26 protein-coding genes are annotated in these 25,894 nt (G+C 63.2%); 16 read left to right on the top strand and 10 right to left on the bottom strand.

The window, feature by feature from the left end; translation table 11 throughout:
* Nucleotides 1–21: 21 nt before the first annotated feature.
* A complete protein-coding gene (gene hrpB, locus VWY75_RS12750) occupies nt 22–2,526 on the bottom strand; it encodes an ATP-dependent helicase HrpB (RefSeq protein ID WP_416539110.1) in 2,505 nt (834 codons plus the stop codon).
* Nucleotides 2,527–2,665: 139 nt separating this feature from the next.
* Here hrpB and meaB point away from each other — a divergent pair, with 139 nt between their 5' ends.
* The 5 genes from meaB to VWY75_RS12725 all read left to right on the top strand — a co-directional run bounded on the left by meaB (nt 2,666) and on the right by VWY75_RS12725 (nt 5,937).
* The gene (gene meaB / locus VWY75_RS12745) at nt 2,666–3,703 is read left to right on the top strand and encodes a methylmalonyl Co-A mutase-associated GTPase MeaB (RefSeq protein ID WP_416539109.1); all 1,038 of its coding nucleotides are present in this window, start codon (nt 2,666–2,668) and stop codon (nt 3,701–3,703) included.
* Nucleotides 3,704–3,999: 296 nt separating this feature from the next.
* Entirely contained in the window at nt 4,000–4,290 is a 291-nt protein-coding gene (gene rpmB, locus VWY75_RS12740; protein WP_260088093.1) for a 50S ribosomal protein L28, read from the top strand.
* 177 nt (nt 4,291–4,467) lie between these two features.
* Nucleotides 4,468–4,824 (top strand): DUF2946 family protein, encoded by a 357-nt coding sequence (locus VWY75_RS12735; RefSeq protein ID WP_340546167.1) that lies wholly within the window; start codon nt 4,468–4,470, stop codon nt 4,822–4,824.
* A 53-nt stretch (nt 4,825–4,877) separates the two neighbouring features.
* On the top strand, nt 4,878–5,348 hold the full coding sequence (locus VWY75_RS12730; protein ID WP_416535033.1) for a copper chaperone PCu(A)C: 471 nt from the start codon (nt 4,878–4,880) through the stop codon (nt 5,346–5,348).
* 148 nt (nt 5,349–5,496) lie between these two features.
* Nucleotides 5,497–5,937, top strand: coding sequence for a low molecular weight protein-tyrosine-phosphatase (locus VWY75_RS12725; RefSeq protein ID WP_416539108.1), 441 nt, complete (start codon nt 5,497–5,499; stop codon nt 5,935–5,937).
* A gap of 7 nt (nt 5,938–5,944) precedes the next feature.
* Here the strand turns inward: VWY75_RS12725 and VWY75_RS12720 are convergent, their stop codons facing one another.
* The 3 genes from VWY75_RS12720 to VWY75_RS12710 all read right to left on the bottom strand — a co-directional run bounded on the left by VWY75_RS12720 (nt 5,945) and on the right by VWY75_RS12710 (nt 7,888).
* Nucleotides 5,945–6,910 carry a LysR family transcriptional regulator gene (locus VWY75_RS12720; protein WP_416535035.1) on the bottom strand — a complete coding sequence of 322 codons (966 nt, stop codon included), beginning with the start codon at nt 6,908–6,910 and terminating at the stop codon, nt 5,945–5,947.
* Nucleotides 6,911–7,099: 189 nt separating this feature from the next.
* Nucleotides 7,100–7,411, bottom strand: a complete 312-nt coding sequence (locus tag VWY75_RS12715) for a hypothetical protein (protein ID WP_340546163.1) — start codon at nt 7,409–7,411, stop codon at nt 7,100–7,102.
* A 294-nt stretch (nt 7,412–7,705) separates the two neighbouring features.
* The gene (locus VWY75_RS12710; protein ID WP_027246833.1) at nt 7,706–7,888 is read right to left on the bottom strand and encodes a hypothetical protein; all 183 of its coding nucleotides are present in this window, start codon (nt 7,886–7,888) and stop codon (nt 7,706–7,708) included.
* Between the two features lie 840 nt (nt 7,889–8,728).
* On the opposite strand from VWY75_RS12710, the gene lepA reads away from it, so the two are divergent.
* The 4 genes from lepA to VWY75_RS12690 all read left to right on the top strand — a co-directional run bounded on the left by lepA (nt 8,729) and on the right by VWY75_RS12690 (nt 12,725).
* Nucleotides 8,729–10,543, top strand: coding sequence for a translation elongation factor 4 (lepA, locus tag VWY75_RS12705; protein WP_416539107.1), 1,815 nt, complete (start codon nt 8,729–8,731; stop codon nt 10,541–10,543).
* Nucleotides 10,544–10,630: 87 nt separating this feature from the next.
* Complete coding sequence (locus VWY75_RS12700; RefSeq protein ID WP_416539106.1) at nt 10,631–11,461, top strand: hypothetical protein; 831 nt, start codon at nt 10,631–10,633, stop codon at nt 11,459–11,461.
* Nucleotides 11,458–12,246, top strand: a complete 789-nt coding sequence (locus VWY75_RS12695) for a pentapeptide repeat-containing protein (RefSeq protein WP_416539105.1) — start codon at nt 11,458–11,460, stop codon at nt 12,244–12,246. Before VWY75_RS12700 ends, VWY75_RS12695 begins: the two co-directional genes overlap by 4 nt.
* A gap of 239 nt (nt 12,247–12,485) precedes the next feature.
* Nucleotides 12,486–12,725, top strand: coding sequence for a hypothetical protein (locus tag VWY75_RS12690; protein ID WP_416535038.1), 240 nt, complete (start codon nt 12,486–12,488; stop codon nt 12,723–12,725).
* A gap of 68 nt (nt 12,726–12,793) precedes the next feature.
* Here VWY75_RS12690 and VWY75_RS12685 read toward each other — a convergent pair whose 3' ends face one another.
* The gene (locus VWY75_RS12685; protein WP_340546158.1) at nt 12,794–12,943 is read right to left on the bottom strand and encodes an entericidin A/B family lipoprotein; all 150 of its coding nucleotides are present in this window, start codon (nt 12,941–12,943) and stop codon (nt 12,794–12,796) included.
* Between the two features lie 244 nt (nt 12,944–13,187).
* Here VWY75_RS12685 and VWY75_RS12680 point away from each other — a divergent pair, with 244 nt between their 5' ends.
* The 5 genes from VWY75_RS12680 (at nt 13,188) to VWY75_RS12660 (ending at nt 18,044) form a co-directional block, all read left to right on the top strand.
* The gene (locus VWY75_RS12680) at nt 13,188–13,499 is read left to right on the top strand and encodes a TraR/DksA family transcriptional regulator (RefSeq protein WP_340546157.1); all 312 of its coding nucleotides are present in this window, start codon (nt 13,188–13,190) and stop codon (nt 13,497–13,499) included.
* A gap of 254 nt (nt 13,500–13,753) precedes the next feature.
* A complete protein-coding gene (locus tag VWY75_RS12675) occupies nt 13,754–14,269 on the top strand; it encodes a PhnA domain-containing protein (RefSeq protein WP_416539103.1) in 516 nt (171 codons plus the stop codon).
* Between the two features lie 105 nt (nt 14,270–14,374).
* Complete coding sequence (locus VWY75_RS12670) at nt 14,375–15,028, top strand: protein-L-isoaspartate O-methyltransferase family protein (protein WP_340546155.1); 654 nt, start codon at nt 14,375–14,377, stop codon at nt 15,026–15,028.
* A 139-nt stretch (nt 15,029–15,167) separates the two neighbouring features.
* Nucleotides 15,168–16,586 (top strand): TolC family outer membrane protein, encoded by a 1,419-nt coding sequence (locus tag VWY75_RS12665; RefSeq protein WP_340546154.1) that lies wholly within the window; start codon nt 15,168–15,170, stop codon nt 16,584–16,586.
* Between the two features lie 129 nt (nt 16,587–16,715).
* Complete coding sequence (locus VWY75_RS12660; RefSeq protein WP_416539102.1) at nt 16,716–18,044, top strand: hypothetical protein; 1,329 nt, start codon at nt 16,716–16,718, stop codon at nt 18,042–18,044.
* Nucleotides 18,045–18,106: 62 nt separating this feature from the next.
* Here the strand turns inward: VWY75_RS12660 and VWY75_RS12655 are convergent, their stop codons facing one another.
* Both VWY75_RS12655 and VWY75_RS12650 read right to left on the bottom strand, forming a co-directional pair.
* The gene (locus tag VWY75_RS12655) at nt 18,107–19,567 is read right to left on the bottom strand and encodes a cobyric acid synthase (RefSeq protein WP_340546152.1); all 1,461 of its coding nucleotides are present in this window, start codon (nt 19,565–19,567) and stop codon (nt 18,107–18,109) included.
* 187 nt (nt 19,568–19,754) lie between these two features.
* Nucleotides 19,755–20,072: a DUF6280 family protein gene (locus VWY75_RS12650; RefSeq protein WP_008207990.1), complete on the bottom strand. Its 318-nt coding sequence runs from the start codon at nt 20,070–20,072 to the stop codon at nt 19,755–19,757.
* 216 nt (nt 20,073–20,288) lie between these two features.
* On the opposite strand from VWY75_RS12650, the gene efp reads away from it, so the two are divergent.
* The gene (gene efp / locus VWY75_RS12645; protein WP_340546151.1) at nt 20,289–20,852 is read left to right on the top strand and encodes an elongation factor P; all 564 of its coding nucleotides are present in this window, start codon (nt 20,289–20,291) and stop codon (nt 20,850–20,852) included.
* 92 nt (nt 20,853–20,944) lie between these two features.
* On the opposite strand, the gene VWY75_RS12640 is transcribed toward efp, so the two are convergent.
* The 3 genes from VWY75_RS12640 to VWY75_RS12630 all read right to left on the bottom strand — a co-directional run bounded on the left by VWY75_RS12640 (nt 20,945) and on the right by VWY75_RS12630 (nt 24,253).
* Nucleotides 20,945–21,514, bottom strand: a complete 570-nt coding sequence (locus VWY75_RS12640; RefSeq protein ID WP_340546150.1) for a hypothetical protein — start codon at nt 21,512–21,514, stop codon at nt 20,945–20,947.
* A 101-nt stretch (nt 21,515–21,615) separates the two neighbouring features.
* Nucleotides 21,616–22,356: a YgfZ/GcvT domain-containing protein gene (locus VWY75_RS12635; RefSeq protein WP_416539101.1), complete on the bottom strand. Its 741-nt coding sequence runs from the start codon at nt 22,354–22,356 to the stop codon at nt 21,616–21,618.
* A gap of 55 nt (nt 22,357–22,411) precedes the next feature.
* The gene (locus VWY75_RS12630) at nt 22,412–24,253 is read right to left on the bottom strand and encodes an ABC transporter ATP-binding protein (protein WP_416539174.1); all 1,842 of its coding nucleotides are present in this window, start codon (nt 24,251–24,253) and stop codon (nt 22,412–22,414) included.
* Nucleotides 24,254–24,628: 375 nt separating this feature from the next.
* Here VWY75_RS12630 and VWY75_RS12625 point away from each other — a divergent pair, with 375 nt between their 5' ends.
* Nucleotides 24,629–25,885 (top strand): pyridoxal-phosphate-dependent aminotransferase family protein, encoded by a 1,257-nt coding sequence (locus VWY75_RS12625; protein WP_416539100.1) that lies wholly within the window; start codon nt 24,629–24,631, stop codon nt 25,883–25,885.
* The last annotated feature ends 9 nt before the right edge of the window (nt 25,886–25,894 follow it).

The raw sequence follows: 25,894 nt of genomic DNA, 5'->3' as shown, positions 1-25,894 counted from the left end.
GCGTTCCGGCATCAGTTTTGGCTATTTCCGGGGTTTCGCGCGCAGGGTCGGATCCGCCTGCGTGGGGTCCTCGGGCCAGGGGTGTTTGGGGTATTGGGCGCGCATATCCTTGCGCACATCGGCATAAGAGCCGGACCAGAAACCGGGCAGATCGCGGGTGATCTGGATCGGCCGCTGCGCCGGCGACAGCAGCGAGACCTTCAGCGCCACGCCACCCACGGTAGGGTGGTGGGTGACCCCGAACATCTCTTGCAGGCGCACGGAGATTTCCGGGATCTCCTCGGCATAATCAATCGGCACCCGACGCCCCAGCGGCGTGGTGAAATGCGGCGGCGCCAGCTGGTCCAGCCTCTGCGTCTGCTCCCAGCTGAGCGCCGCGCGCAGCGCAGGCAGCAGGTCAAAGCGTTTCCAGTCCTCGGCGCTGCGCACCCCGTCCAGCATCGGCAGCAGCCAATCCTCCAGCGTCGCCAGCAAAGCCTCTTCGCTGAAATCCGGCAGATCCTCGCCATCGGCCTGCAACAATCGCACCCGCGCCACAAACCGCGCCGCCGCACCGCTGAGCCGCAGGCCCAGTTCGCGCACGCCGTCCAGCATCGCCGTCGCCACAGCCTCCGCCGGAACATCCTTCCAGATGTGATCCTCCAGCACGATGGCGCCCAGACACTGCTGACGACGCGCCACCACCCGGCGATCGCGTTTGGACCAGGCGCAGGTCAGCTGCGGTTTGATCTGATCGGCAAATTCGGCGCGCAGCTCCGACAGGGCGATCGGTGCGGCCAGCCGCAGCCGCGCCTCACGCGGGTTGCCATCGCTGTCGAGCCCCACCAGAAACGGCGTCGCCGCCAGACTGTCCTCGGGCGGCAGCACCGCGCCCTTGCCACCCGACAGCACATAGCGCGGCGCATCGCCCTTGCGGCGCTGGCCGATCCGGTCGGGGTAGGCGGTGGCGGCCATCACCGCAGCGCTTGCCGACGCAGAGGATGCCCCACTGCGCGCCTGCCGGGCCAGCCGCTTGGTCTCGCCCTTGATGCGCTCCAGCGTCGGGAGGTTCAGCTGATAGTTCCGACGACGCTGAAACCCCTTGGCATCCCTCAGGGCCTCCAGCCGCAGCGCCAGATCCACCGGCGCGCCGCGCAACGGGTCGCGTTCCGCCAGCAGCGCCGCCAGCGGTGCCGCATCAGCGCCAAAGCGCGCCAGCATATGCCCCAGGCGCGGGTGCAGCGGCAGCCGGGCCAGCGCCTTGCCATGGGGGGTGATCCGCCCCTCGTCGTCCAGCGCCCCGAGCATCCGCAACAAGGCGCGCGCCTCCTGCAGGGCGCCATCTGGCGGTGGCGTCAGAAACGGGAGATCGCCCGGATCCGCCCCCCAGAGCGCCAGTTCCAGCGCCAGCGCGGTAAGGTCGGCGGCCTGAATTTCCGGCGGCGGAAACGCGGCCAGCGCGCCATCCTCGCCCTTGGTCCACAACCGATACCCAACACCAGCTGCAACACGGCCCGCACGGCCCTGCCGCTGGGTGGCTTCGGCACGGGTCACCCGTTCGGTCACCAGCCTCGACATGCCGGAACCGGGGTCGAACCGGCTGCGCCGCGCCAGCCCCATGTCCACCACCACGCGAATGTCCTGAATGGTGAGCGAGGTTTCCGCGATCGAGGTCGCGAGCACGATTTTGCGCGCCACAGGATCCGGCTGGATCGCCGCGCGCTGCTCGGCAAAGGGGAGCGCGCCATATAGCGGACGCACCACGCAATCTCCCCGCAGCCGGGTTGCCAGCGCGGCAGCGGCCTTGCGGATCTCGCCCTCGCCGGGGAGGAACACCAGAATGCCGCCACCCTTGGCCTCGGACCCGCCTTTGCCGCCGGATCCGGGCGGGCGTGTCTCCGCCTCTGCGCGCAGCACCAGATCCACCAGCGCATCCAGCCGCCTCGGACCGCGTCCGCTGCGGCTGTCGGCGGGCAGGGGAGTGTCCAGCCAGCGGGTCTCTACCGGATAGCTGCGCCCCTCGGAGGTGATCAGCGGCGCCTCCATCAGTTCGGCGACGGGTGCGGCATCCAATGTGGCAGACATCGCCAGCAGGATCAGATCGTCGCGCAGCGCTCCGGCCACCTCCAGACAGAGCGCCAGACCAAAATCGGCATTGAGCGACCGTTCGTGGAATTCGTCAAAGATCACCGCGCCGATACCCGGCAGATCAGGGTCCGATTGCAGTATCCGGGTCAGGATCCCCTCGGTCACCACTTCGATCCGGGTCTCGGCGCTGACTTTGGCCTCGCCGCGGATCCGGTAGCCGACGGTTGCGCCGACCGGCTGGCCCAGCGTGTCGGCCATACGTTCCGCCGCGGCCCGCGCTGCCAGCCTGCGCGGCTCCAGCATGATGATCCGCCCCTCGCAGAGCTGCTCTTCCAGCATCGCCAGCGGCACCCGCGTGGTCTTGCCCGCGCCCGGTGGCGCCTGCAACACGGCACGCGACTGGCGGCGCAGGGCAGCGATCAACTCGGGCAGGGCGTCATCAATGGGCAATCTGGTCATGCCGCCTTATCGCCAATGGCGCGGGCGTGGTCCAGCGCCGAGCGCACCGGCTTTGTCCTCCTGCGACGGATGTTCACTGGACAAGCGCCGCCCGGCTGCGCCATCAATGCCCAAACCTAGGAGCGGGGAGAGGGCCACCATGGCAGCAGCAGGCAATTCCGGTGGAACAGGCGGCACAACGGCAGACCGCAGGGGCCCGCTGGATATCGACGATCTGGCCGCGCGGATCCTGAATGGCGAACGCCGCGCCCTGGCCCGAGCGATCACGCTGGTGGAAAGCGGGCGCGCCGACCACCGCGAGGCCACCACCCGCCTGCTGGACAGTCTGGCCCGCGAAAACCGTCAGGCTCTGCGCATCGGCCTGTCCGGCACGCCGGGGGTGGGGAAATCCACCTTCATCGAAAGCTTCGGCATGATGCTGATCGCGGCAGGCCTGCGGGTCGCGGTGCTTGCGGTTGATCCCAGCTCGACCCGTTCGGGCGGATCGATTCTGGGCGACAAGACCCGGATGGAACATCTCAGCCGCGAAAAAAACGCCTTTATCCGCCCCTCGCCAAGCCAGACCCATCTGGGCGGCGTTGGGCGCCGCTCGCGCGAAGCGGTGGCGCTGTGCGAGGCGGCGGGCTTTGACGTGGTGCTGATCGAAACCGTCGGGGTCGGGCAGTCAGAAACCGTGGTTTCGGAAATGTCCGATCTGTTTCTCTTGCTGCTTGCGCCGGCGGGGGGCGACGAATTGCAGGGCGTCAAACGCGGTATCATGGAAATGGCCGACATCATTCTGGTGAACAAGGCCGACGGCGATCTGAAACCGGCCGCCACCCGCACCTGCGCCGATTATGCCGGGGCGCTGCGCCTGCTGCGCAAACGTCCGCAGGATCCCGATGGCTTCCCCAAGGCGCTGATGGTCTCTGCCGCGACAAGGGACGGGCTGGAGACCGCATGGGACGACATGCGGGCGCTGGCCGACTGGCGTCGCGCCAATGGCCACTGGCAGCGCCGCCGCGCCGAACAGGCCCGCTACTGGTTTGGCGAGGATGTGCGTCAGGCGCTGCTGGCACGGCTGGAAACCCCCTGGGCGCGGAGCCGCATGACGGAACTCTCTGAAGATGTGGCGGCAGGGCAGATCACGCCGGCGGCGGCGGCCCGGGATCTGCTGGCCGGGCTGGGCGTCGGTTGAGGTCCGCACCGGCTGCCGGGAGGGGATGCTGCGGCAGGCGCAGATGCTGTGATAAACGCTGGAGTCCGCGCCTCAGACAGGCTATGAGGGCGCAGACCTTGGGTGCTGAAACAGCCCGCTGGGAGGTTGTGCACGGGTTGTCCCATAAATCCGTTTCATATGGCTTGACCCTGCACGCGATTCCTCCTAAACGCATCCAACCAGTTTTCGGGCGCAGCCAATGGCCGCGCCCCTTGTAATTTGGTGCTCGATTCGAACAATGATCCACGGGCGCCCCAGATACGAAGGATGAACCTATGTCGCGCCGTTGCGAACTGACCGGAAAAGGCCCGATGACTGGCAACAATGTCAGCCACGCCAACAACAAAACCAAACGTCGCTTTCTGCCGAACCTGAACGACGTGACCCTCCAGTCCGAGACTCTGGGTCGTGGTATCAAGCTGCGCATCTCCGCGGCTGCTCTGCGCACCGTTGATCACCGTGGTGGTCTGGACGCATTCCTGGCCAAAGCCAAGGACGAAGAGCTGTCCACCGCAGCGCTGAAGGTCAAGAAAGAGATCGCCAAGGCACAAGCCGCCGAGGCCTGATCGCCAGACCCGGCCCGCAGCGGGCAGGGACAAGATTTCGAAACGCCGTGCATGACCCTCATGCGCGGCGTTTTCATGTGTGCCACTGGCGTGCCTGCTGGCCGGTCTCGCCTGCTTTGCCTGCGTCCCTTTTTCGCCTTGCAGCGGCGCGGTCGCGGGCGCATATCTCGCGGCACAATGACCTTGCTGCGTTCATATCTGGCTCTGGCCCTGATCGCTTTGATGGCCGTCACCGGCGTCAGCGCGCAGGCGGGTATGCGCGATGCTACGGGGCAGATGGTGATCTGTACCGGCACCGGGCCGGTGATGGTCTATATCGACAGCGACGGCCAGCCGGTCTCGCCGCCGATGGACTGCCCCGAATGCCTGACCTTCACCGCCGATCTTGCGCTGTCGCTGCCGCTTCCGGCGCAGAGCACCCTGCCGCGACAGCTGACGCGCGATCTGGGCGAATCCGCCGCGATCCTGCCCATGGTGCGGCTGGCGGCCTGGGCCCGTGGGCCACCGGAACTGGTGCCTCTGCGCGCGGTCTGAGCGCGCTCCACCAGACCCGAATTCCAAAGCCTACGTATCAAGGATCACGACCAATGACCTTCAAGACCACTTTTGCCGCCAGCGTCGCTGCCATCTGTTTTGCCGGTGCCGCCTTTGCCGCCGACATCACCGTGACAGACAGCTACGCCCGCGTCTCCTCCAAAGCCGCCAAAAGCGGCGCGGCCTTCATGATGATCGAAAACGCCTCCGACAGCGACGACCGCCTGATCGCAGCCAGCAGCGACGCCGCAAAGCTGGTGCAGCTGCACACCCATAAGGAGGGCGAAAACGGCGTCATGCAGATGCTCCACGTCGAGGAGGGCTTTGCCGTTGCTGCCGGTGCCACCCATATGCTGCAACGTGGCGGCGATCATGTGATGCTGATGGGGCTGACCAGACCGCTGGAGCATGGCGATACGGTCGATCTGACCCTCGTGTTCGAAAAGGCCGGTGAGGTCACCGTGACCGTGCCCGTCGATCTGGAGCGCAAGGCAGATCACGGTGCGATGAAACACTCGCATTGATCGCCCGTCTGATCTGAAACCACAGCCCTTTTTTGGCCAGCCCGCGCAGACCGCCGCATGGGCTGGCCATTTTCTTTTTCTGCGGGCGCGTTACCATGGGCCTCTCCCCTCGCGCCAAATCGCGGCGCATCCAGCAAAGGCCGCATCCGTGACGCAGAACATTCTCTTTGTCTGTCTTGGCAATATCTGCCGCTCCCCCGCCGCCGAAGGCGTGTTTCGACTGCTCTGCCCTCAGGTCGGGACCGACAGCGCCGGGACCGCAGGCTACCATGTGGGCGCGCCGCCCTATGGCGCCATGCAGGCCGCAGCCGGGGCGCGGGGGATTGATCTGTCGGATCTGCGCGCGCGTCAGTTCACACCACAGGATTTCGCCCGCTTTGATCTGATCATCGCAATGGATGGCGACAATCTCGCCGATATCGAAGCGCTGCGCCCCGAGGGAGCTGCGACGCCGGTCAGGCTGTTCACCGATTACGCCCCGGATCATGGCGCCGATCACGTGCCGGATCCCTATTACACCCGCGACTTTGACGGATGCCTCGATCTGATCGAAGCCGCCGCAGCCGGGCTGGCCAGAACATTGCGCTAAGGCGGGTTTAGTCCTCCAGCACCTTCAGCTCACCGGCCAGCCAGGGCAGGCGGTGCACCGCAGGGTCAATCATATGGCCCTGCACCAGCCGCCGCATCGTCTGCGCCACGTCGCGCGGCACCCGGTCGGCCCAATCGGCACTGGAAAACAGCGAAATTCGCCGCGAAAACGCCCCAAAGGGCAGCGGAAAGGCCTCGATCTCATCATGGAACCGGCCAGCCCGCATATAGCCCAGCGGCGTGGTGATCGCCCAGCCGATCCGCCGCGCCACCAGCGCCATCAGCGACAGATGCGAGCCGATTTCGAACCGTTCCTCAAACAGCAGCTTCTGGCGCGCCAGATGGGCCTCGATCTGTTGCGAAATCAGCTGGCTGCTCTCATAGCGCAGAAACGGCAGGGCGCTGAGGATATCCATCTCCGCCTCCGGTTTGCGCAGCATCCCGCGCGGCGCCACCAGCATGAAGGGATCGCGCACCAGCGGGTATTCGGTGATCCCCTCGCGCAGCGCGCCTGAGGTGGCCGCCACGGCAATATGCAGCTCGCGCGCATCCAGTGCGTCCAGAATGTCGTGGCTGCCTGCGGTGATCATCTTGAAACGGCAGTTGACCAGGCTCTCGGCCAGCGTGGTGGCCAGACGCGGGGTCAGATCATTGTCGAAATCATCAATCAGACCGATGGACAGCGTCGACAGGTGGTTGAGGTCAACCACGCTCAATTCGCTCTGCGCCAGACGCAGCTCGGTCAACACCGCCTCCGTCCGCGCCAGGAAATTGCGCCCGGCCGGGGTCAGCACCATCGGACGGCGGCCGTGGTTGACCAGCTCCGCCCCCAGCGCGCTTTCCAGATTGCGCAGCTGCTGGCTGACCGCAGGCTGGCTCAGCCCGGTGAGCGCGGCCGTCTGTGCCACCGACCCGGTCTTGGCCAGCGCTTCGAACACCTCAAGCCCGCGCAGCGTCACCCCTTTCATCAACATATCTGCGGTCCTGCCTGATGGTGCGGGCGCCGTTCTGCGTCCCGTCGATGGGAAAGGGGAGGGGCGATGCGCATCGTCTGCTCAGCTGCGGTCCGTGATAGCCTCTGCCTGCGGGGCGTCTTATCCGATGTCACCCGGTGTCATCCGGGCGCCGGGTTGGACGTGATGAACCCACCCCGCCGCAGCGGATCAGCTACAGACCCGGGCTGCGTTTTCACCGAAGGATTTGTACCGTTTCCACAGCCGCTCGTCCGAGCTGCGGCTCGACTGGCGCACGACCTGGGCCTGATGCGGATCGCTGAACCATTTCGACACGGTCTTGCGTTCGCTGCGGTTGAGGCTGGCATTGGCCACCGACTGAATGCAGCGGCAGAGTGACGGCGAGGCTGCGGCGCGGTTGGACTGGCGGCAGGCCTTCTCGATGGCGCCGGCGTCGACGGGGGCAGGCATCGCACCGGTGATCATCACAGCGCATAGCGTGGCAGTCAGCAGTAGCTTCATCTTCATTGTCCCTAGAAATCTGCAAGTGCTCTGATCTGAACGGGTCTGATGCCCGCGTGTGCCGGGACTATGACGCAAGCGGCGGAGGCTTTCAATCTAGGTAAACAGCTGGTTAGCCCTCGGCGGAAACCCGCCAACGGGCGAGAGGGCCTCCGCCGCGGCCCGGGCACAGCCCAGCCGCCGCGCCCACCGGGCACCGGCCCCTCTGGTGATCTGCTATGGCGACGCGGCGCTGTCCGATAGTCCGGCCCCCCGTTCGGGCAGCTGTTCGACCGAGCGGCCAGCGGGCGCAGGTCAGGACTGATTTGGCCCGCGCAGGGACAGGATCATCTGGCGGACCGACTTCCAGTCCTCGGCCTCGGCTGTTTTGCCAGCCTCCTGACAACGCCGCATTTTCTGCGCCACTTCGGCCTCGGCCTTGTCCCCATGCGCTGAGTAGAGCGCTCGGGCATATTCGGCAGTTCTGATGGCATCCATTTCGGTGTCCTCCTGAGCAGTGGGATCCCCCGCAGCGGGGGCGCGCGTCTCGCGGAATGGCCACAGTATAGCGTATTTTCGACCCGCCCGCAGGAGGCCAGACGAATTTGCGGCGTTTTGGCGGTGTGGGGAGGGGGCAGCCTGAGCTTGGGGAGGTCAGGCGCGGTTTGGCCTTGTGACTGGGCGGGGGCCTGTTCAGAGAACGCCGAGCAGGCGCAGGCCAATTTGTACGAGTTTAAGCAACTTGGGGCCAAAATTGACCCCTGCCGCAACTGCACCACCACCTACCAAGCCAGCGAGTTGCTCCGCTCATCAACGATGCGCTTGGTGCTCAAATTGGTAGATTTGGTAGTGTCTCTGACTTCTCTGGAAAAAATTTGGTCAGCCAAATGCAACAATTCTGACGTCTCGTTGGTAAACGTGCTGTGATGCCCTTCAGATTGCCGGAAGTGAAGTGACGATCCGCCTCCAAAAAAGCGGACCGAAGCCACTGTATGGGCCTTCCGTTTTGTTAGGGAGATTTCCTCTGGCCTATCATTGGTCGTATGCGGAGCAGAGAACAGTTCAGTTGCTTCCGAAGATGGGAGCTGGGACCCCTGAAGAACTCGCAGAATACGCAGCAGACCGGTGTCAGGTTCAGGAGAACCCTCGGAGAATTCCGCCATCCGTAAGCCCAGATTTCGCAGCACATGGCGGCCCAAAAGGATCTTTCTGCTTCTGGAAGAGACCTAGCCCAACTTGCGGATCACTTTAGGGAACTCTACGCGATAAAAATGATCGTCCAAATCTACCCTCCAATCCACCTTGACCAAACCCTAAAACCAAATCATATCCCCTTGCATGACAGACCTCGCTCACATCCGCAATTTCTCCATCGTCGCCCATATCGACCATGGCAAATCCACTCTCGCTGACCGGCTCATTCAGGAGACCGGAACGGTTGAGGACCGCGATATGAAGGAGCAGCTGCTCGACTCCATGGATATCGAGCGCGAGCGCGGCATCACCATCAAGGCCAACACCGTCCGCATCGACTACAAGGCCGATGATGGCGAGACCTATGTCCTGAACCTGATCGACACCCCCGGTCACGTTGATTTCGCCTATGAGGTCTCCCGCTCCATGCGCGCGGTCGAAGGCTCGCTTCTGGTGGTCGACAGCTCGCAAGGGGTTGAGGCGCAGACGCTGGCCAATGTCTATCACGCGCTGGACGCCGACCATGAAATCGTGCCGGTCCTGAACAAGATCGACCTGCCGGCCTCTGACTGTGACCGCGTCGCCGAACAGATCGAGGATGTGATCGGCATCGACGCCTCCGAGGCGATCCGGGTTTCGGCCAAAACCGGGCAGGGCATCCGCGAGACGCTCGAAGCCATCGTGAAGAAACTCCCCGCGCCAACCGGAACCCGCGACGCGCCGCTGAAGGCGATGCTGGTGGACAGCTGGTATGACGCCTATCTCGGTGTGATCGTTCTGGTCCGCATCATGGACGGCGTCCTGAAAAAGGGCATGCGGGTGAAGTTCATGTCGAACAACACCCTGCACCATGTGGACCGCATCGGCGTGTTCCGCCCGGCCATGCAGGTGGTGGACCAGCTGGAACCAGGCGAGATCGGCTTCCTCACCGCGTCCATCAAACAGGTGCGCGACACCCGCGTCGGCGACACCATCACCAATGACCGCAACGGCACCGAGGTCGCCCTGCCGGGCTTTAAACCGGCACAGCCCGTGGTGTTCTGCGGTCTCTTCCCGGTGGATTCCTCCGAGTTCGAAGACCTGCGCGACGCCATCGACAAGCTGGCGCTGAATGACGCGTCCTTCTCCTTTGAAATGGAAACCTCCGCGGCCCTCGGCTTTGGCTTCCGCTGCGGCTTCCTTGGTCTGTTGCACCTTGAGGTGATCCGCGACCGGATCGAACGCGAATATAATATCGAGCTGATCACCACCGCGCCCTCCGTGGTCTACCATGTCTATATGAAGGGCAAGGAAGGCGTTGAGGGCGAGATGATCGAGCTGCACAACCCCGCCGACATGCCCGATATGTCCAAGGTCGACCACCTTGAGGAGCCGCGCATCAAGGCGACCATTCTGGTGCCCGATGAATACCTCGGCGATGTGCTGAAGCTCTGCCAGGACCGTCGCGGCATTCAGGAAGACCTGACCTACGCCGGCTCCCGCGCCATGGTGGTCTATGACCTGCCGCTCAACGAGGTGGTGTTCGACTTCTACGACCGGTTGAAATCGGTGACCAAGGGCTATGCCTCCTTCGACTACCAGATGACCGGCTACCGCGAGGACAATCTGGTCAAGATGTCGGTGCTGGTCAACGATGAGCCGGTGGATGCGCTGTCGATGATGGTGCACCGCGACCGCGCCGAATTGCGGGGCCGCGCCATGTGTGAAAAGCTCAAGGACCTGATCCCGCGCCACATGTTCAAGATCCCGATCCAGGCCGCCATCGGCGGCAAGGTGATCGCGCGCGAGACCCTCTCGGCGCTGCGCAAGGACGTGACCGCCAAATGCTACGGCGGCGACGCCACCCGGAAGCGCAAGCTCTTGGACAAGCAGAAAGCGGGCAAGAAGAAGATGCGCCAGTTCGGCAAGGTCGACATCCCGCAAGAGGCCTTCATCTCTGCGTTGAAAATGGACTCTTGATTGAACCTACCGTTGGTGATTTTCTATAGAGGTGGAGTTAAGTCTCCACCTTTTTTTGTCGACGGAAATGAGGGTTGAGAATTAAGAATGTCCGCTAAGTCCAATTTCGACGTCTATAATCAGCCAACATCTATTTCAATTGCTGAGATGCACCTTTGGGCGCCGGAGCAAGGGACGGGTGCCGATAATTTCCCTGTCGAACTCGATGTCGAGTTTTTTAAAGAGGTCGTGAAGACACAGAAGGCCCATTTAGATGTATTGGCGGCAGAGGCGGAAGTTAAAATTACTATCAGCGGCGGGTCGGTTGTAAGGGGGTCGAGGTACGGCGAGAAAACCTTAACACAAGGAGAAATCGCAAAGCTTGAAGCAAGTGATAGCCGCTTACAAAAGAAAATCAGAAGTTCAAGTTTACGAGGGAAGCTAGGCAGTGTAATCGGTGGAGGCTCGAAAATTGAGGCAGGAGGCGATTTTGGAGTAGGAAGCTCTGTTTCCATTGAGAGTGAGGGTAAAGGGCAGCTGTCCAGCGAGAAAACTCTACAGAGAGTCGTTGCGAGACCCCAGGGGCGGTGGCAGATTTTGGAGCCAACACCACCCGGTATTCTCGATGGAAAGTATCTGGGATTGGTTAAGCTAACTAATGGTGAAGATGTTTTCGCCCCCCTTTGCCAAGTTGTATCTTCTGGGAAAGTTGTTCTTATAAGAGTGTGGCTGCGGATTCCTCGTCGCTCTTTGAAAGTTCGGTTGGGAGGCGAAAATGACGATGTTTCCTTGTCGCGGAACAAAGAGATAATCGTGCAGGAGCTGATTCGCAGGGCAAAAGTGGAAGGTCAATCTTTGGTGGATGGAGAACAACTTCAAGGCACTAGTGATTACGTGGACGTCGGATTCGCTGAGATCAAAGCGGAGTGCCAGGATTGAAAGTTGACGCGCGCTCTGAGGAAGCGATTGATGCCGTTGTCACATCACCTGAGGACCGATTTGATATTCTTGTGAAGTTGTCTGGGCTGAACCCTGAAAGGGATCTTCGAGCAGCTGACTTGAGCGGAGCAGATTTTAGAAAGTCTGAATTGACGGACTTTGACTTCTCGTTTGCTAACTTGAGTGGTTGTATTTGGGATACGAAATCCCTTAAATCCTTGAAGAACTTTCGCTATTCTTTGCGTGGATCGGGTTTTCCTCCGGCAGGTTTTGATGTCGCGTCGTGCCTCGAAGCGATGAGTGTTGAAAGTCGTTGGTATGAACGGCTTGAGAGATTTGATGAGTTGCTGAGAGTTTGCGGACTTGTCGACATCGTCCTTGAAGAGTTTTCTGAAAAGGGGCGCTTTGACAAGAGTAATGTTTTCAAGATTTTTGCGTTGACTTTGTTAGTCGCGGGCTATCTTGAGCACCCAAAGCCGATCTCAATTGTACGCCGGTGCCTTTCAACAAAAAATAGACGCCTGACAGCTAAGGGTAAGCACAAAATTCTCTATTATTTATTTACAGCACAAGAGAGGCTTAAGGGCTATCACCCTAGGTTTCGTGTCCCAGGTGAAATACAATCCATGACGCTGTATGAAGTGGTAGCGGATTTCCTAAGGGAGCTGCCGGAGATTTCGGACTTGGAGTATGGGGTCGGGGATTTTGAAAGAAAATCCGCGTTGAAAGGCTTTGATGCTAGAAGGAAAGGCTACTTATTGGAGGTGGGTTCCGACCTTCTTTAAGGTTTTGTGATTAATTTACCGGCTCCCTTCAAGGGGGCGGGCGCTGCCCCCCCCCCCCCTCCGCGTGTTGATCGAACCTTTCGCAATCCGGGACGCTGGGACTTCGCCCGCAATAAGGGAAACGTTGTTCCCTCACAGGGGCAATCCTGCCCACCACCGCCACCGCCCCGCAACTCTCCGACTGAAACCCACCCGTTCCGTGCTATCCTCCACCCCGTTCATCTGGGGAGGAGAACACCATGAAACAGCTGACTTTGGCAGCCGCGATCACCCTCTTGGCTTCGCCGCTTCTGGCCGGGCAGTGCCCTGCCGATATTGCCGCCATCGACGCGGCACTTGCCGCGGGCACCGAACTGTCGGAGGCGGATCTGGCAACCGTTCAGGAACTGCGCGACGAGGGGCAGAGCCTGCATGACGCGGGCGACCATGATGCCTCGGTTCAGACCCTGGCCGAGGCCAAGGCGATGCTCGGCATCTGAGGCCCCGCAGGCCAAACAAAAACGCCCGGCGGCAAACCGGGCGTTTCCACATCTTTCGCATCCCGTCGTCAGAAGCTGTTCTGCACGTCCTGTGCGGCGCCGCTGATGGCTTGGCCGGCTTTGGAAATGTCGCGGCCGGCGCCTTTGGTGGTTTCGCAGGCGGTCAGGCCAAACAGCGCGCCCGTCAGGGCGAGGGCGGTCAGGGCGGTTCGGATCATCGCATGTCTCCCGTGGTCGATCTTGCCCAACAGATAGCAAGCGCGCGGCGCGCCTTCCAGTGGTTTGCGGGGCGATATATCGGCGGCATTTTCACGACCGCCGCCGCCCCGGCTGCCCGTCGCCCGCGCCGACCCCATCCCCCATATCCGGTGAGTACCACTTTCGGTCAAAACCGCATAGGTTGAGTCGGGTCGATCAAGTTTCGTCAGCACAACCTGTCACCGATCCGGGGAGGATTTCTCAATGAACCACGCCGCTCAGAAAGACATACTGACACATCTTCGCAATGGCCTGCCTGCCGTTGGCGCCGCTTTCGGGGATGCCGCGGGCAACGTCGTGCCGATGACGCCGCGCCGCGCCAGCCCGGCAGTCGCGCAGCCGTCGGAGGCGCTGCTCAGCCGCAAATGGCTGGAACTGCGCCGGGATATCGACTGCGCTCTGGCCCGGCTTGACGAAGGCTCCTATGGCTACTGCCAGATCTGTGGTGATCGCATCACCGACAGCCACCTGCGCGAGCATCCGACCACGCCGTTCTGCGCCTCCTGCGCAGGCTAGCCGCCCGCGCCGGCGATACAGGCCGGAGATGCAGGCCGGAAATGCAGGCCGGGTACCTCCAACCGAGCCCGCATTCCCCCGCCTCCGCAAGTTTGCGTTTACGAGTACCCCCGTTCCCCTGTGGACCCGCAGCAGGTCTCCGTGCTGCATCCCAACTCGCCCGCGCCTCCACGCGGGCGCTTTTCTTTCGCGGTTTTCTTTGTCGGTCCGCTCGCCTAAAGCAGGGGCAACCCTGTCCTGAAGGAGCTTTGCCGATGTCCTGCGCCCTATGTGCCGCCGAAACGCCGCTTGTCACCCATGAGGTCGCTGGCGCCCCCGAGGGCCAGCTGGACGAGGTTGCCATCTGCCAGACCTGCGCTGCGCAGGTGACGGGCGATCCGGATCCCGCACATATGCGCTGCCTGTCCTCGGCGATGTGGTCAGAAACGCCTGCGGTTCAGGTGCTGGCGGCCCGTCTGCTGGCGCGGTTGTCGGATCAGGACTGGGCGCGGGATCTCTCCGATCAGCTCTGGCTCGACGAGGACACGCGCGCCTGGGTCGACGCGGCACCTCAGCCCGGCGCCCACCGCGACAGCAATGGCGCGCCGCTGGCCCATGGCGACAGCGTGGTGCTGATCAAGGATCTGCCGGTGAAGGGCGCAGGCTTTACCGCCAAACGTGGCACCGCCGTGCGCAATATCTCCCTTGTTGCCGACAACCCCGAACATATCGAAGGCCGGGTCGAGGGGCAGCGCATCGTCATCCTGACCAAATTCGTGAAAAAGAAATAGGCGTCTCACCCGCCACAACGCAGCAGAAATGCGCGCCCGCCCGTTGCCGCCCTGTCCCGGATGTGGCACAACCACAGCAACTGACTGAACAGATGAGTTTAGCATATGACTGACTTTGCCGAACGTCGCCGCATGATGGTCGACACGCAGATCCGCCCGTCGGATGTCACCAAGTTCCCGATCATCGAAGCCATGCTGGCCGTGCCGCGCGAAGCCTTTGTTGCCGATGCGCAGCGCGAGGCGGCTTATGCCGATGGCAATCTGGATATCGGACCCGGTCGGGTGCTGCTGGAGCCGCGCACCCTGGGCAAGATCCTGGATGCGGTTGACGTGCAGCCGGATGAGCTGGTGCTCGATGTGGCCTGCGGTCTGGGCTATTCCACCGCGGTGATCGCGCGGGTGGCGCAGATGGTGATCGGCGTCGAGGAAGACGAGACCCTGGCGAGCGAAGCGCAGGGCCAGCTGTCGGCCGTTGGCGCCGACAATGCGATCGTGCACACCGGTGCGCTGGTCGAGGGCGCCGCAGAACACGGCCCCTATGATGTCATGATCGTCGAGGGGGGGGTGGAAACCCTGCCGGAGGCGCTGCTGGATCAGCTGAAGGATGGCGGCCGGATGGCAGCAATCTTCATGTCCGGTCCGCTGGGAGAGGTCAAAGTCGGCTATAAGACCGGCGGCCAGATCTCCTGGCGTCTGGCCTTTAATGCGGGTGCCCCGGTGCTGCCCGGTTTTGCGGCTGTTGAAGAATTCGCTCTCTGATCCGTCAGAGAGTTCACAGGTGATCCGCGCTGACCTTGGTCCGGGCGGATCGTGACAGATCGGCGCCTGAGACCCCTGTGCGCCAGAGAGAGCAGAACGGCACTGCCGCGTCGGTAGGCCGGATCACAAGAGGCTTAAGATGCGCAATAAACTGACGGCAAACCTGGTTAAGGCCTTCGTCTTCGCAGGAAGCGCGGCATTGCTGCTGGGTGCTCCGAAACAGGCTGCTGCCGACAATCTCTCGGATGCGATGATCGGCGCCTATAAGACCAGCGGCCTGCTGGAACAGAACCGCGCCCTGCTGCGCGCGCAGGACGAAAACGTTGCCGCCGCAGTGGCGCGCCTGCGTCCGGTGGTCGACTGGGTTGCCCGGGCAGAGCGTCAGTATGTGCGCAATGGCAATGGCACCATTGCCAGCTCCAACCATGATTCGACCCTCTCTACCGGTATTGATGTCAGCTGGCTGCTGTTTGACAACGGGGTCTCCCGGCTCAGCCAGCTCGCCGCGCAGGAGACCGTTCTGGCGACGCGGCAGGCCTTGCTCGACGTTGAACAGCAGGTGCTTTTTGCCGCCGTCCAGGCCTATGTGAACGTGCTGCTGCAACAGGAGACCGTGGCGCTGCGCAGCAACAACCTGCGGCTGCTGCGCGAGGAACTGCGCGCCGCCAATGACCGCTTTGAAGTGGGCGAAGTCACCCGGACCGATGTGGCTCTGGCCGAAAGCCGCGTGGCCGGCGCGCAGGCCAGCCTGATCGAAAGCCAGGGCGACCTGCGCAATGCCCGTGCGACCTATGTTCAGGCTGTTGGCAATGCGCCGGGGACGATTGCCGGCCAGCCGCCGCTGCCGCAGCGCGTGGCCTCGCTGCAATCGGCAGAAGCCATCGCGATGCGCAATCACCCCAGCCTGCTGTCGCAGCAACACGCGGTAAAGGCTGCGGATTACGCCTCGCAGAGCAACACCCGCAACCTCGGGCCATCGGTCACATTGCGAGCCAATGCCACCCATGCCTCTGACGCCAGCGGGCCGGGAACGCGCGACACCTCCGGCGCCAGCGTGACGCTGTCACAGCGGCTCTATTCCGGCGGCTCTCTGGCCTCGGCGCGCCGTGCCAGCATTGCCCGTCTTCAGGCCGAACGCGGTGCCCTGATCACCACCCAGCGCGGCGTGACACAGGATGTATCGGCGGCCTTTGTGGCACTGGAAACCGCGCGCGCCAGCCTGGTGTCCTCGAATGAGCGCGTCCGCGCCGCGCGGGTCGCCTTTGACGGTGTCCGCGAGGAGGCAACGCTGGGCGCGCGAACCACGCTCGACGTGCTCGAAGCCGAGCAGGAGCTGCTGAACGCCCAGACCGACCGCGTGCAGTCCCGCGCCAATCAGGTGCTGGCGGCCTATGCGCTGTTGCAGGCGCAGGGGCTTCTGACCGCAGAACACCTTGGTCTGGCTGTCGAAATCTACGATCCGACGCTCTATTACAATCTGGTCAAGGATGCGCCGGCCCATGTCAGCCAGCGCAGCAAGGATCTGGACCGCGTGATGCGCGCTCTGGGCAAGAACTGAGACCTCGCAGAGCGCTCGACCGGGGGTCCGCAGCGGCGGGCCTCCTTAAAAACCGCTTAATTCACACGGTTGTCTGAACCGGGACAGATCGCTACACTCAGCCTCAAGAGGCGAGAGTGATAAGCAAAAATGTCCGAACCGGTTACCCAAGCTGAAATTGAAGACGTCCTGTCATCGATCCGCCGTCTGGTGAGTGAGGACAGTCGCACGGCTGATCCCCGGCTTGGCAAGGGGGGCGAGGTGGCATTGGCCGCCCAGATCGCCCAGCCGCAGCGGATCCACCGCAACACGGGCGTGCAGCCGAAAACGGACACCGCCAACAGCAGCCAGCCGGTAACACGGCTGGTTCTGACTCCGGCCCTGCGCGTCCCTGAGAGCAAGCTTGCGCCCATCGCCGATACGCCGACTGCCGATACATTCGTGGCCGACAGGCCGATCACCCAGGATGCCAAGGACGCGGACACCGCACCGGTTTCGCAGCAGGCCTCTGATGCCGCGACATCCGGCAAGGTGCGTTTCGAGGCGCTGATGGCCGTTGATGCGATTGAGTTCTGGGATGAGCCGCAGGACCGTATCGCGCAGGGGCTGGCGCTGCATGACAATGATCCCGGCCATGAGGATCTGGCGTTTTTCAACGGTATCGCCGCCGCAACTGCCGCTGATGCCGCCAAGGCTGCCGCTGATGCGGCCAAGCCCGCGCCGCAACCGGCTGCTGCTGCGCGCAGCGCCGACGCGCCCTGGACCGACCCCTCTGCCACGCTCTATCAGGCGGCGGCCACCACCGGCCACGCACCTGAGCACAGGCCCGAACGCCGGCCCGAGACAGAGGCGCCAGCGGTTGTGGTGAAACCTCATGCCCAGCTGAACCCGAAGGTGGGCGCCGTGGTGCAGAAACTCGCCGAGATGGAGGCCGCAAACTCAGCCCGCCCCGTGCTCTGGGAGCCGGATGGTTCCCGCGATACGCCCTATGCCGGCAGCGATCTGGAGACCCTCGCCTGGGAGGATCAGGACAGTGACGCGGAGGCCGCTGAGGAGGTTCAGCTGGCCGCTTCGGCACCGCAGGCCGAGACCCCGGAGGAGAATCAGATCGCAGAACCGGAGGCGGGGATAGAGGCTGATAGCTCGCACCGCGAGGCGCAGGAGACGCCCGTCAGCGAAGACCCGGAAGAGATCACGGAGGAGGTCACGGAGCGCGCAGTTGCGGCGCAGGCCCCTGACAGTCCCCCCGACGGTCACCGCGATCTGGCCGAAACCGCTGTCACCGACACCGCGCTGGAGGCGCTGGCGGGGTTCAGCGCCGACGAGGGCATTCTGGATGAACAGGCCCTGCGCGAGCTGGTCTCTGAAATCGTCCGCGAGGAGTTGCAGGGCGCCCTGGGTGAGCGGATCACCCGCAACGTCCGCAAACTGGTGCGCCGCGAGATCCACCGCGCCCTGTCGGCCCAGAACCTGCTCTGATCAGATCCCGACCGATCCACTGGCGCGCGTCTCTGGCGGCACCATAGCTGCGCTCATCGCGCCTATGCGCCCCGAACCGGTTCGGCCAGCGCCAGCAGCGCGTCCAGATCCATGCAGTCCTCCAGATGGGCCGCCAGCGCATCCAGCGTGGCCTCGACCCCGTCGTCATAGCCTGCGACACTCTCATGTCCCAGACCAGATAGGACCGACGCCCGGAACGCATCCGAGCTGAACAGACCATGCAGATATGAGCCGCGCACGCGCCCATCCGGCGATACGGCCCCTTCCAGACGGCCCTCAATGCTGAGCCAGGCGCGGGCGCAATCCGCGCCATCGGTGCGGCCCATGTGGATCTCGTAACCGCTGACCGGCAGATTGCCGTCGCGGGTCACCGCTTCGGTCAGCGTCACCCGCTTTTCGCCCGCCATCACGGTATGCACATCCAACAGGCCCAGCCCGGCCACCTTGCCCGGTCGGCCATCGACACCATCAGGATCATCAATTGTCTGCCCCAGCATCTGGTAGCCGCCGCAGAGCCCCATCACATGGCCGCCGCGCCGGTAATGCGCCAGGATATCAATGTCCCAGCCCTGCGCCCGCAGATAGGTGAGATCGCCAATGGTGGATTTGCTGCCGGGGATCAGAACCAGATCCGCGTCGCCGGGCAGGGCGCGCCCGGCGGGCACGATCTCAACCGTGACATTGGGTTCTGCCGCCAGCGGGTCGAGGTCGTCGAAATTCGCCATCCGCTCCAGCTGCGGCACCACGATCTTGCAGGCGCCCCCCCGGTGCGAGGCGATGTCCATCATATCCTCGGCCGGCAGTTTCCAGGCCTCCCAGAACCAGGGGATCACCCCCAGCGACGGCCAGCCGGTGCGTGCGGCGATATCATCGCGACCGGCATCAAACAGGCTGCGGTCGCCGCGGAACCGGTTGACGGCAAAGCCCTTGATCCGCGCCAGATCCTGCGGCTCCAGCACCGTATGGGTGCCGACGATCTGTGCAATCACGCCGCCCCGGTGAATGTCGCCCACCAGCACCACCGGCACATCCGCCGCGCAGGCAAATCCCATATTGGCGATATCACCCCGGCGCAGGTTGGTCTCCGCCGGGGATCCGGCGCCCTCGATCAGGACCAGATCGACATCCGCCGCCAACCTGCGAAAGCTCTCCAAGGCGGCCTCCAGCAGGCCGGTCTTATCGCGCATGAAGGAACCTGCCGCCTGGGTGCCGCGCCGCTTGCCCTGTACGATCACCTGCGCGCCGGTCTCCGTCTCCGGTTTCAGCAGCACGGGGTTCATATCGGTATGAGGCGGGCGCATCGCGGCCCGTGCCTGCAACGCCTGCGCGCGGCCGATCTCACCGCCCTCGGGGGTGACCGCGGCATTGTTGGACATGTTCTGCGGTTTGAATGGCGCCACTGACAGGCCCCGGCGCACAAAGGCACGCGCCAGCCCCGCGACAATCATTGATTTGCCGACATTGCTGCCGGTGCCTTGGATCATGATGGCCCGTGCTGTCATGGCCGCCTCTTTCCCGCTGTTGCTGGTGTGATTTGTCACCTGTCAGCCATGGCGGATTTTTCGGGCCATGAAAAGCCCGGCGAGCGGCCGATTTCGCCATGAAACCGCCATCGCCAAAAGAAAAAACGCGCCCCCCAGGACGCGCTTTTCTTTGACGGTTAACTGTCCGTCAGACTGGCAGGTCTGATCAGGCCGCTTCGGCCTGTGCCGCGTTGCGGCGTTCGCTCTCTTCGCGCGACAGTGCAACAGAGGTACGGACACCCCGGCCCACAAATTCCATCAGGCCGCCGACCACACGTTCGTTCGGGTCGATGCCTGCACAGCTCAGCACTTCGCGCCCGTCGCGCGACCGTGCCCACCGAGCGATCTGCTCGGGGCCGTTACCGTATTTCTTGTCATCAGCAATCGCATCGTCCAGCGCAGCCAATACCACCGCCGCAAACAGCTTGCGTGCCCGGTTGCCTTGCTCGTTGTTATATGCGGTGCCGTCAACGAAATCTCGCATCGTGCTTCCTTTTTGTTCTTGCTATTGCAATTTCGGCGTAGCGCTCCTTATGGCGGAATTGTGACGATTCGGATAGCCTTCATACGCATATCTTTTATGCGCAATTTGCATGGCTCCCCGGTCCCTCACACGACATATCGTTGTCTTGCCAGCCGACTCCCTGCCAGATATAGGGGCGGTTAACAGTTCATCAACCACCCGAGAGGGATTTTTGTCATGCCCAAAATCAACGGTAACGAGATCCGCCCCGGCAATGTTCTCGAACACAACGGCGGTCTGTGGGCCGCTGTCAAAGTCGATCACGTGAAGCCCGGCAAGGGCGGCGCCTTTGCCCAGGTCGAGATGCGCAACCTGCGCAACGGCTCCAAACTGAACGAGCGGTTCCGCTCCGCCGACAAGGTCGAAAAGGTCCGTCTGGAACAGAAGGACCAGCAGTTCCTCTATGAGAGCGACGGCATGCTGGTGTTCATGGATGCCGAAACCTATGAGCAGATCGAGCTGCCCGCCGATCTGCTGGGCGATCGCCGCCCGTTCCTTCAGGACGGCATGACCATCGTTGTGGAATTCCATGAATCCGAGGCGCTGAACGCAACGCTGCCGCAGAAAGTCACCTGCAAGATTGTCGAGACCGAGCCGGTGGTCAAAGGTCAGACCGCTGCCAACTCCTTCAAGCCTGCGATCCTGGACAATGGCGTCAAGGTCATGGTGCCGCCCTTTGTCGGTCAGGATGAGATGATCGTCGTCAATACCGAGACCATGGAATATTCTGAGCGCGCCTAAGCGGTTAGCGCCAACAGCTTCAGCAAATGAAAACCCCCGCAGGCTGTCCTGCGGGGGTTTTTTCATGGTGTCACAACAGGTGGCAGAGCCGATCAGTTGTAGTCGATTTCAATCTTGCGCAGTTCCAGGCTGTGGCCGCATTCGTCCATCATCTTGCCATAGGCAGCGGTGAACCCGGCCAGAGAGGCATCCAGAACCATCTCGCCCGCGCCATAGGGCACCACGGTCCGCACCTCCATCCGATCGCCGTCCTGCATCCAGAGAATGGTGTTCAGCGCATCCATCCAGCGGACCATGGCGCGCGCTTCGGCAATGCCTTCCTCGTTGATCTCGGCATCGGCGATACCGTAGAACACCGCCTTCTGGTCGATGATAAAGCCGATGGCCTGACCGTTCTGAACCTGCGTCGGATAATGGCGCGCGGCGCTCTCAAACAGCTCAAGCTGGGGGTAGGTTTCGGGTGGGCCGACATCGCCTTCGGTCACCGTGAGGCGCAGCAGCGGCAGCCCGTCGCCGCCGGTCCAGGCGGTGCAATCGCGCCAGTCGTGCTCTTCGGTGACGCGCATATCGGCGGCGACGGACCAGTCCTGATATTCCCAGTAGTCACTGGAAAACGCGGGCAGGGGCAGCAGCGTCAGGGCAAGGCAGGGGAGCAATCGCATGAAATTATCCTCGTGAAATGATGTCTGAGACATAGCCGCCCGAGACAGCGATCCCGATGTGACGTCGCGTCACGATCTCGGGTGGCGGCCACGGAATCGCCTCAGGTCTTAACCTGCCAATGAACCCGTGCGTCCTGCGCGCACATATCGTCGCCCGCACGGTCGAATCGCAGATAGGCAATCGCGTGTTCGCCCGACTGGGTGAACAGCGTCCCGACGGCTTTGTCGGCGCGGCGGATCTCGGTGTCGATGGGCGCGCTGCCCTCGATGGCGACGGTGGAAAGACCTTTGCGCAGGGTGGTCTTGTGTTTCATCCGGGCGGTGACCTCCTGGCCGACATAGCAGCCCTTGCGGAAATCGACGCCGTTCAGCCGCTCAAACCCGGCTTCCAGAATGTAGCTCTCCGGCCCCAGCTCGATGCCGGTTTCGGGGATGCAATGGGCGACCCGGATGGCGTCCCAGTTGCTGCCGTCCTCGCCGCTTTCGGTGCCATAGGCGCGCCAGCCCAGATCCGGGTGGCGCGGATCCGCCAGCGCGCCCTCAGGCGCCGGCCCGGTGCCCCGGCGCACGGCCAGATCGGTTTCCTCGATGGTGACCTTGGCGCGCAGCCGGTACATTGTCAGCCGTTTCGCCAGCCCCGCGGCGAGGCTTTCGTCCACGTCCACCAGCAGGTCATCGCCATCAGCGGCGACAAAGAAATCCGCCAGATATTTGCCCTGCGGGGTCAGCAGGGCGGCATAGACCAGCCCCTGATCCACCTTGGCGACATCATTGGTGATCAACCCCTGAAGGAAGTCGCGGGTGTCAGCGCCGGAAAGACGCAGGATGCGGCGGTTGGTCATGGGTCAGGCTCCTGAAAGATCACGAAGGCAATGTAGGTCGCGAAGTGGGCAAGGCCTAGCCGAACATGCGCCGGGCCAGTTTCTGGAACCAGCGCGGCTGGTCGCCGCCTTCGCTGAACTGTCTGGGCGCCTGCGCGGCGACTCCTGCTCGGTCCACCAGCGTTTTGCCGTCCTGAAACTGCAACCGGTAGAGATCGGCATAGATGCCGCCACGCTCCAGCAGTTCCTCGTGGGTGCCCTGATCCATCACACGGCCACGTTCCATCACCACGATTTTATCGGCATTGCGGATGGTCGACAGCCGGTGTGCGATCACCAGCGTGGTGCGCCCACCCGAGAGTTTCTCCAGCGCCTGTTGCACCACCTTTTCAGATTGCGCATCCAGCGCCGAGGTCGCCTCATCCAGCAGCAGGATCGGCGTGTCACGCAGCAGCGCGCGGGCAATCACCACCCGCTGACGCTGGCCACCGGACAGGGCCGAGCCACGCGGACCCACCAGCGTGTCCAGCCCATTGGCCAGTTTCGGCAGGAAATCGGCCACATGCGAGGCTTCCAGAACCTCCTGTAGCCGCTCATCACTCACATCAGTGCGCCCCAGCAGGATGTTTTCGCGCAGGGTCTCGTCAAACAGCAGCGCCTCTTGGGTCACCACCGAGAACAGCCCGCGCAGATCATCCAGATCCATGTCCCGCACGGCGACGCCGCCCACGGTCACTGATCCTTCCTGCGGGTCCACCAGCCGGGTGAGTAGGTTGAAGATGGTGGATTTCCCGGCCCCGGAGGCGCCAACCAGCGCGGTGGTCTTGCCGGCCTCTGCCACCAGCGACAGTTCGCGCAACACATCCGAGTCGCCGTAGCGCAGGGTGACATCGCTCAGCGCCACCTCGGGCAGGCCCTTGGGTGCGGGCACCGGCGTCTCCGGCGACACCAGTTTGATCGGCGAGTCCATCAGTTCCTTGATGCGTTCCATGGCGGCCGCCGCGGCCTGCCAGGTGCCGCTGATCGAGGCCAACCGGCGCATCGGGTCAAAGGCCAGACCGATGGCGGTGAAAAAGCTCATGAACTCGCCCACGGTCTTCTTGCCCTCGATGATCTCGGCGCCGCCATAAAGCACCACGCCCATCACGCCCAAGCCGGCCATGATGTCGATCATCCCGGTGGTTGAGGCCACACCAAAAGAGGCGCGCACTTCGGAGCGGACAAACTGGTCCATATGGCCGCCGAAACGGTCAGTCTGGTAGTCTTCGAGATTGTTCAGCTTGATCGGCACGATCCCGTGAAAGATCTCGTCGAGCCGGGTCGACAGCGAGGCCCCCAGATCGCGCGCCTGCGAGGCTTTGCGCCGCACATAGCGCTGTACGGCGGCCAGCGGCAACAGCAGCATCGGCAGGCCGACCAGCATGATCGCGGTCCAGCGCCAGTCAACGCTGATCGCCACAGCCAGAACGGCCACCATCTGCGTGACATCGCGGCCGGCACCGGTGATCAGCGCCTGCCAGACCGAATTGATCGCCATCACATCGCTCTGCACCCGCTGGATCAGGAAACCGGGCGGGTTCACCTGATGAAAGGACGGATCCTGCCGGATCAGCCGCGCCAGCATGTCCTTGCGCATATGGGCGGCGGAGGTCTGGGAAATCTTGCTGAGAATGACCTTCTGACAGACGCTGGAAATCCCGCGCATGGAGAAGATGATCAGAAACGCCAGGCTGACCCAGAACAGCGCAGTGGTATTGCCCGCCACAAACACCAGATCGAACATCGGCTGCATCATGTAGCTGAGGCCGCCGACGGTGCCGCCTTCGATCAGCATGAAGATGATCGCCAGTCCCAGAAGGCCCATGTAATGGCGCAGATAGCCGCGCCACAGCCAGCCCAGCAGCTCGCGCGAGGACATGTGCTCGGGCTTTGACTTGATGGCCGGGGCCTCTGCCGTGGCGGGTGCCACCGCCCGCCTGGGCGAGGGGGCGGCATCCACCGCAGGGGCGTCCGGCGTGTCCGGCGTTGCGGATGGGGGCGTCGTCTTGGGGTCAGTCTGGGGCAAGGATCACAACCGATGTGGTTTTTTCTGGCGCTGACATCCACGTCAGGCCTGAGCCATTTAAGCAGCTGGGGGAAAAGGTGCAAGCATGGCGCGGGTTTCGCAGCCGATGGGCCAGCTCTGGGCGGCGGTAAAACCGCTGCGTCAAATGCGCGTGCGGCGCCGTTGCAAGGGGTTGCAGCCACCGCAGACCCGCGTCACAGTTTGCCCAGATAAACATAGGAGTGCAGCATGACAGCGGGTGTTTCCCTTGCCGCGGGACGCGGATATCTGGCCATTCCCGGCCCCTCGGTCATGCCGGATGCGGTGTTGCAGGCGATGCACCGCCCGTCGCCGAATATCTACGCCGGTGAACTGGTGGAGATGACGGCAACCCTGATCCCGGACCTGCGCCGGGTGGCGCGCACCGATCATGATGTGGCGATCTATATTTCCAACGGTCACGGCGCCTGGGAAGCGGCGTTGCTGAACACCCTTCAGCCGGGTGACACGGTGCTGGTCGCCGCCTCGGGCCGTTTTGGCATTGGCTGGTCGGAAATGGCGGAGGCGCTCGGCATCAAGGTGGAGCTTTTGTATTTCGGCACCGGCTCGGCCTGGGACATGGACCAGATCTCCAGCCATCTCGCCGCCGATACCGCCCATCGGATCAAGGCGGTTCTGACGGTGCATGTCGATACCTCCAGCGCGATCCGCAATGATGTGACGGCAATGCGCGCGGCACTGGATGCCTGCGGCCACCCGGCGCTGTTGATGGTCGACTGCATTGCCTCGCTTGGCTGTGACCGGTTCGAGATGGACGACTGGGGCGTGGATGTGATGGTCTCGGCCTGCCAGAAGGGGCTGATGGTGCCTGCGGGCATGGGGTTTGTCTTCTTCGGGCCAAAGGCGGCGGAGGCCCGCGCCCGCCTGCCACGGGTCAGCCGCTATTGGGACTGGCAGCCGCGCGCCAACCCGGAGGAATTCTACCAGTATTTCGGCGGCACCGCGCCCACGCATCACCTCTATGGTCTGCGGGCCGCACTGGATCTGATCCACGGTGAGGGGATGGAGGCCGTCTGGGCGCGCCATCACCTGTTGGCGCAGGCGATCTGGGCGGCCTGTGACCGCTGGGGCGAAGGTGGCCCGCTGCGGATGAATGTGCAGGAGGTCGCTTTGCGGTCAAACGCGGTCACATCGCTGCATATCGGCGGCGATCGCGGCACGCGCCTGCGCAATTGGGTGGAACAGACCCTTGGGCTGACGCTGGGCATCGGCCTTGGCATGGCGCCGCCGAACAGCCCGGAGTGGCACGGGTTCCTGCGGCTGGGCCATATGGGCCATGTGAACGGTCAAATGATCATGGGGCTGCTGGGCGGGGTTGATGCCGGTCTGAAGGCGCTGGAGATCCGGCATGGATCCGGCGCGCTGGAGGCGGCCTCACAGGTGATCGCCGGGGGTGGCGCGGCATCTGTTGCAGACACATCAGAGAGAGGCAGCTGCTGCGGGTGATCCGCAGCA

The sequence above is a fragment of the Phaeobacter sp. JH20_08 genome (genome assembly GCF_048056635.1).
GTDB lineage: Bacteria > Pseudomonadota > Alphaproteobacteria > Rhodobacterales > Rhodobacteraceae > Phaeobacter > Phaeobacter bryozoorum.
The sequence above is the reverse complement of the archived record's forward strand: the minus strand, read 5'-3'. Positions and strand labels throughout refer to the sequence as shown.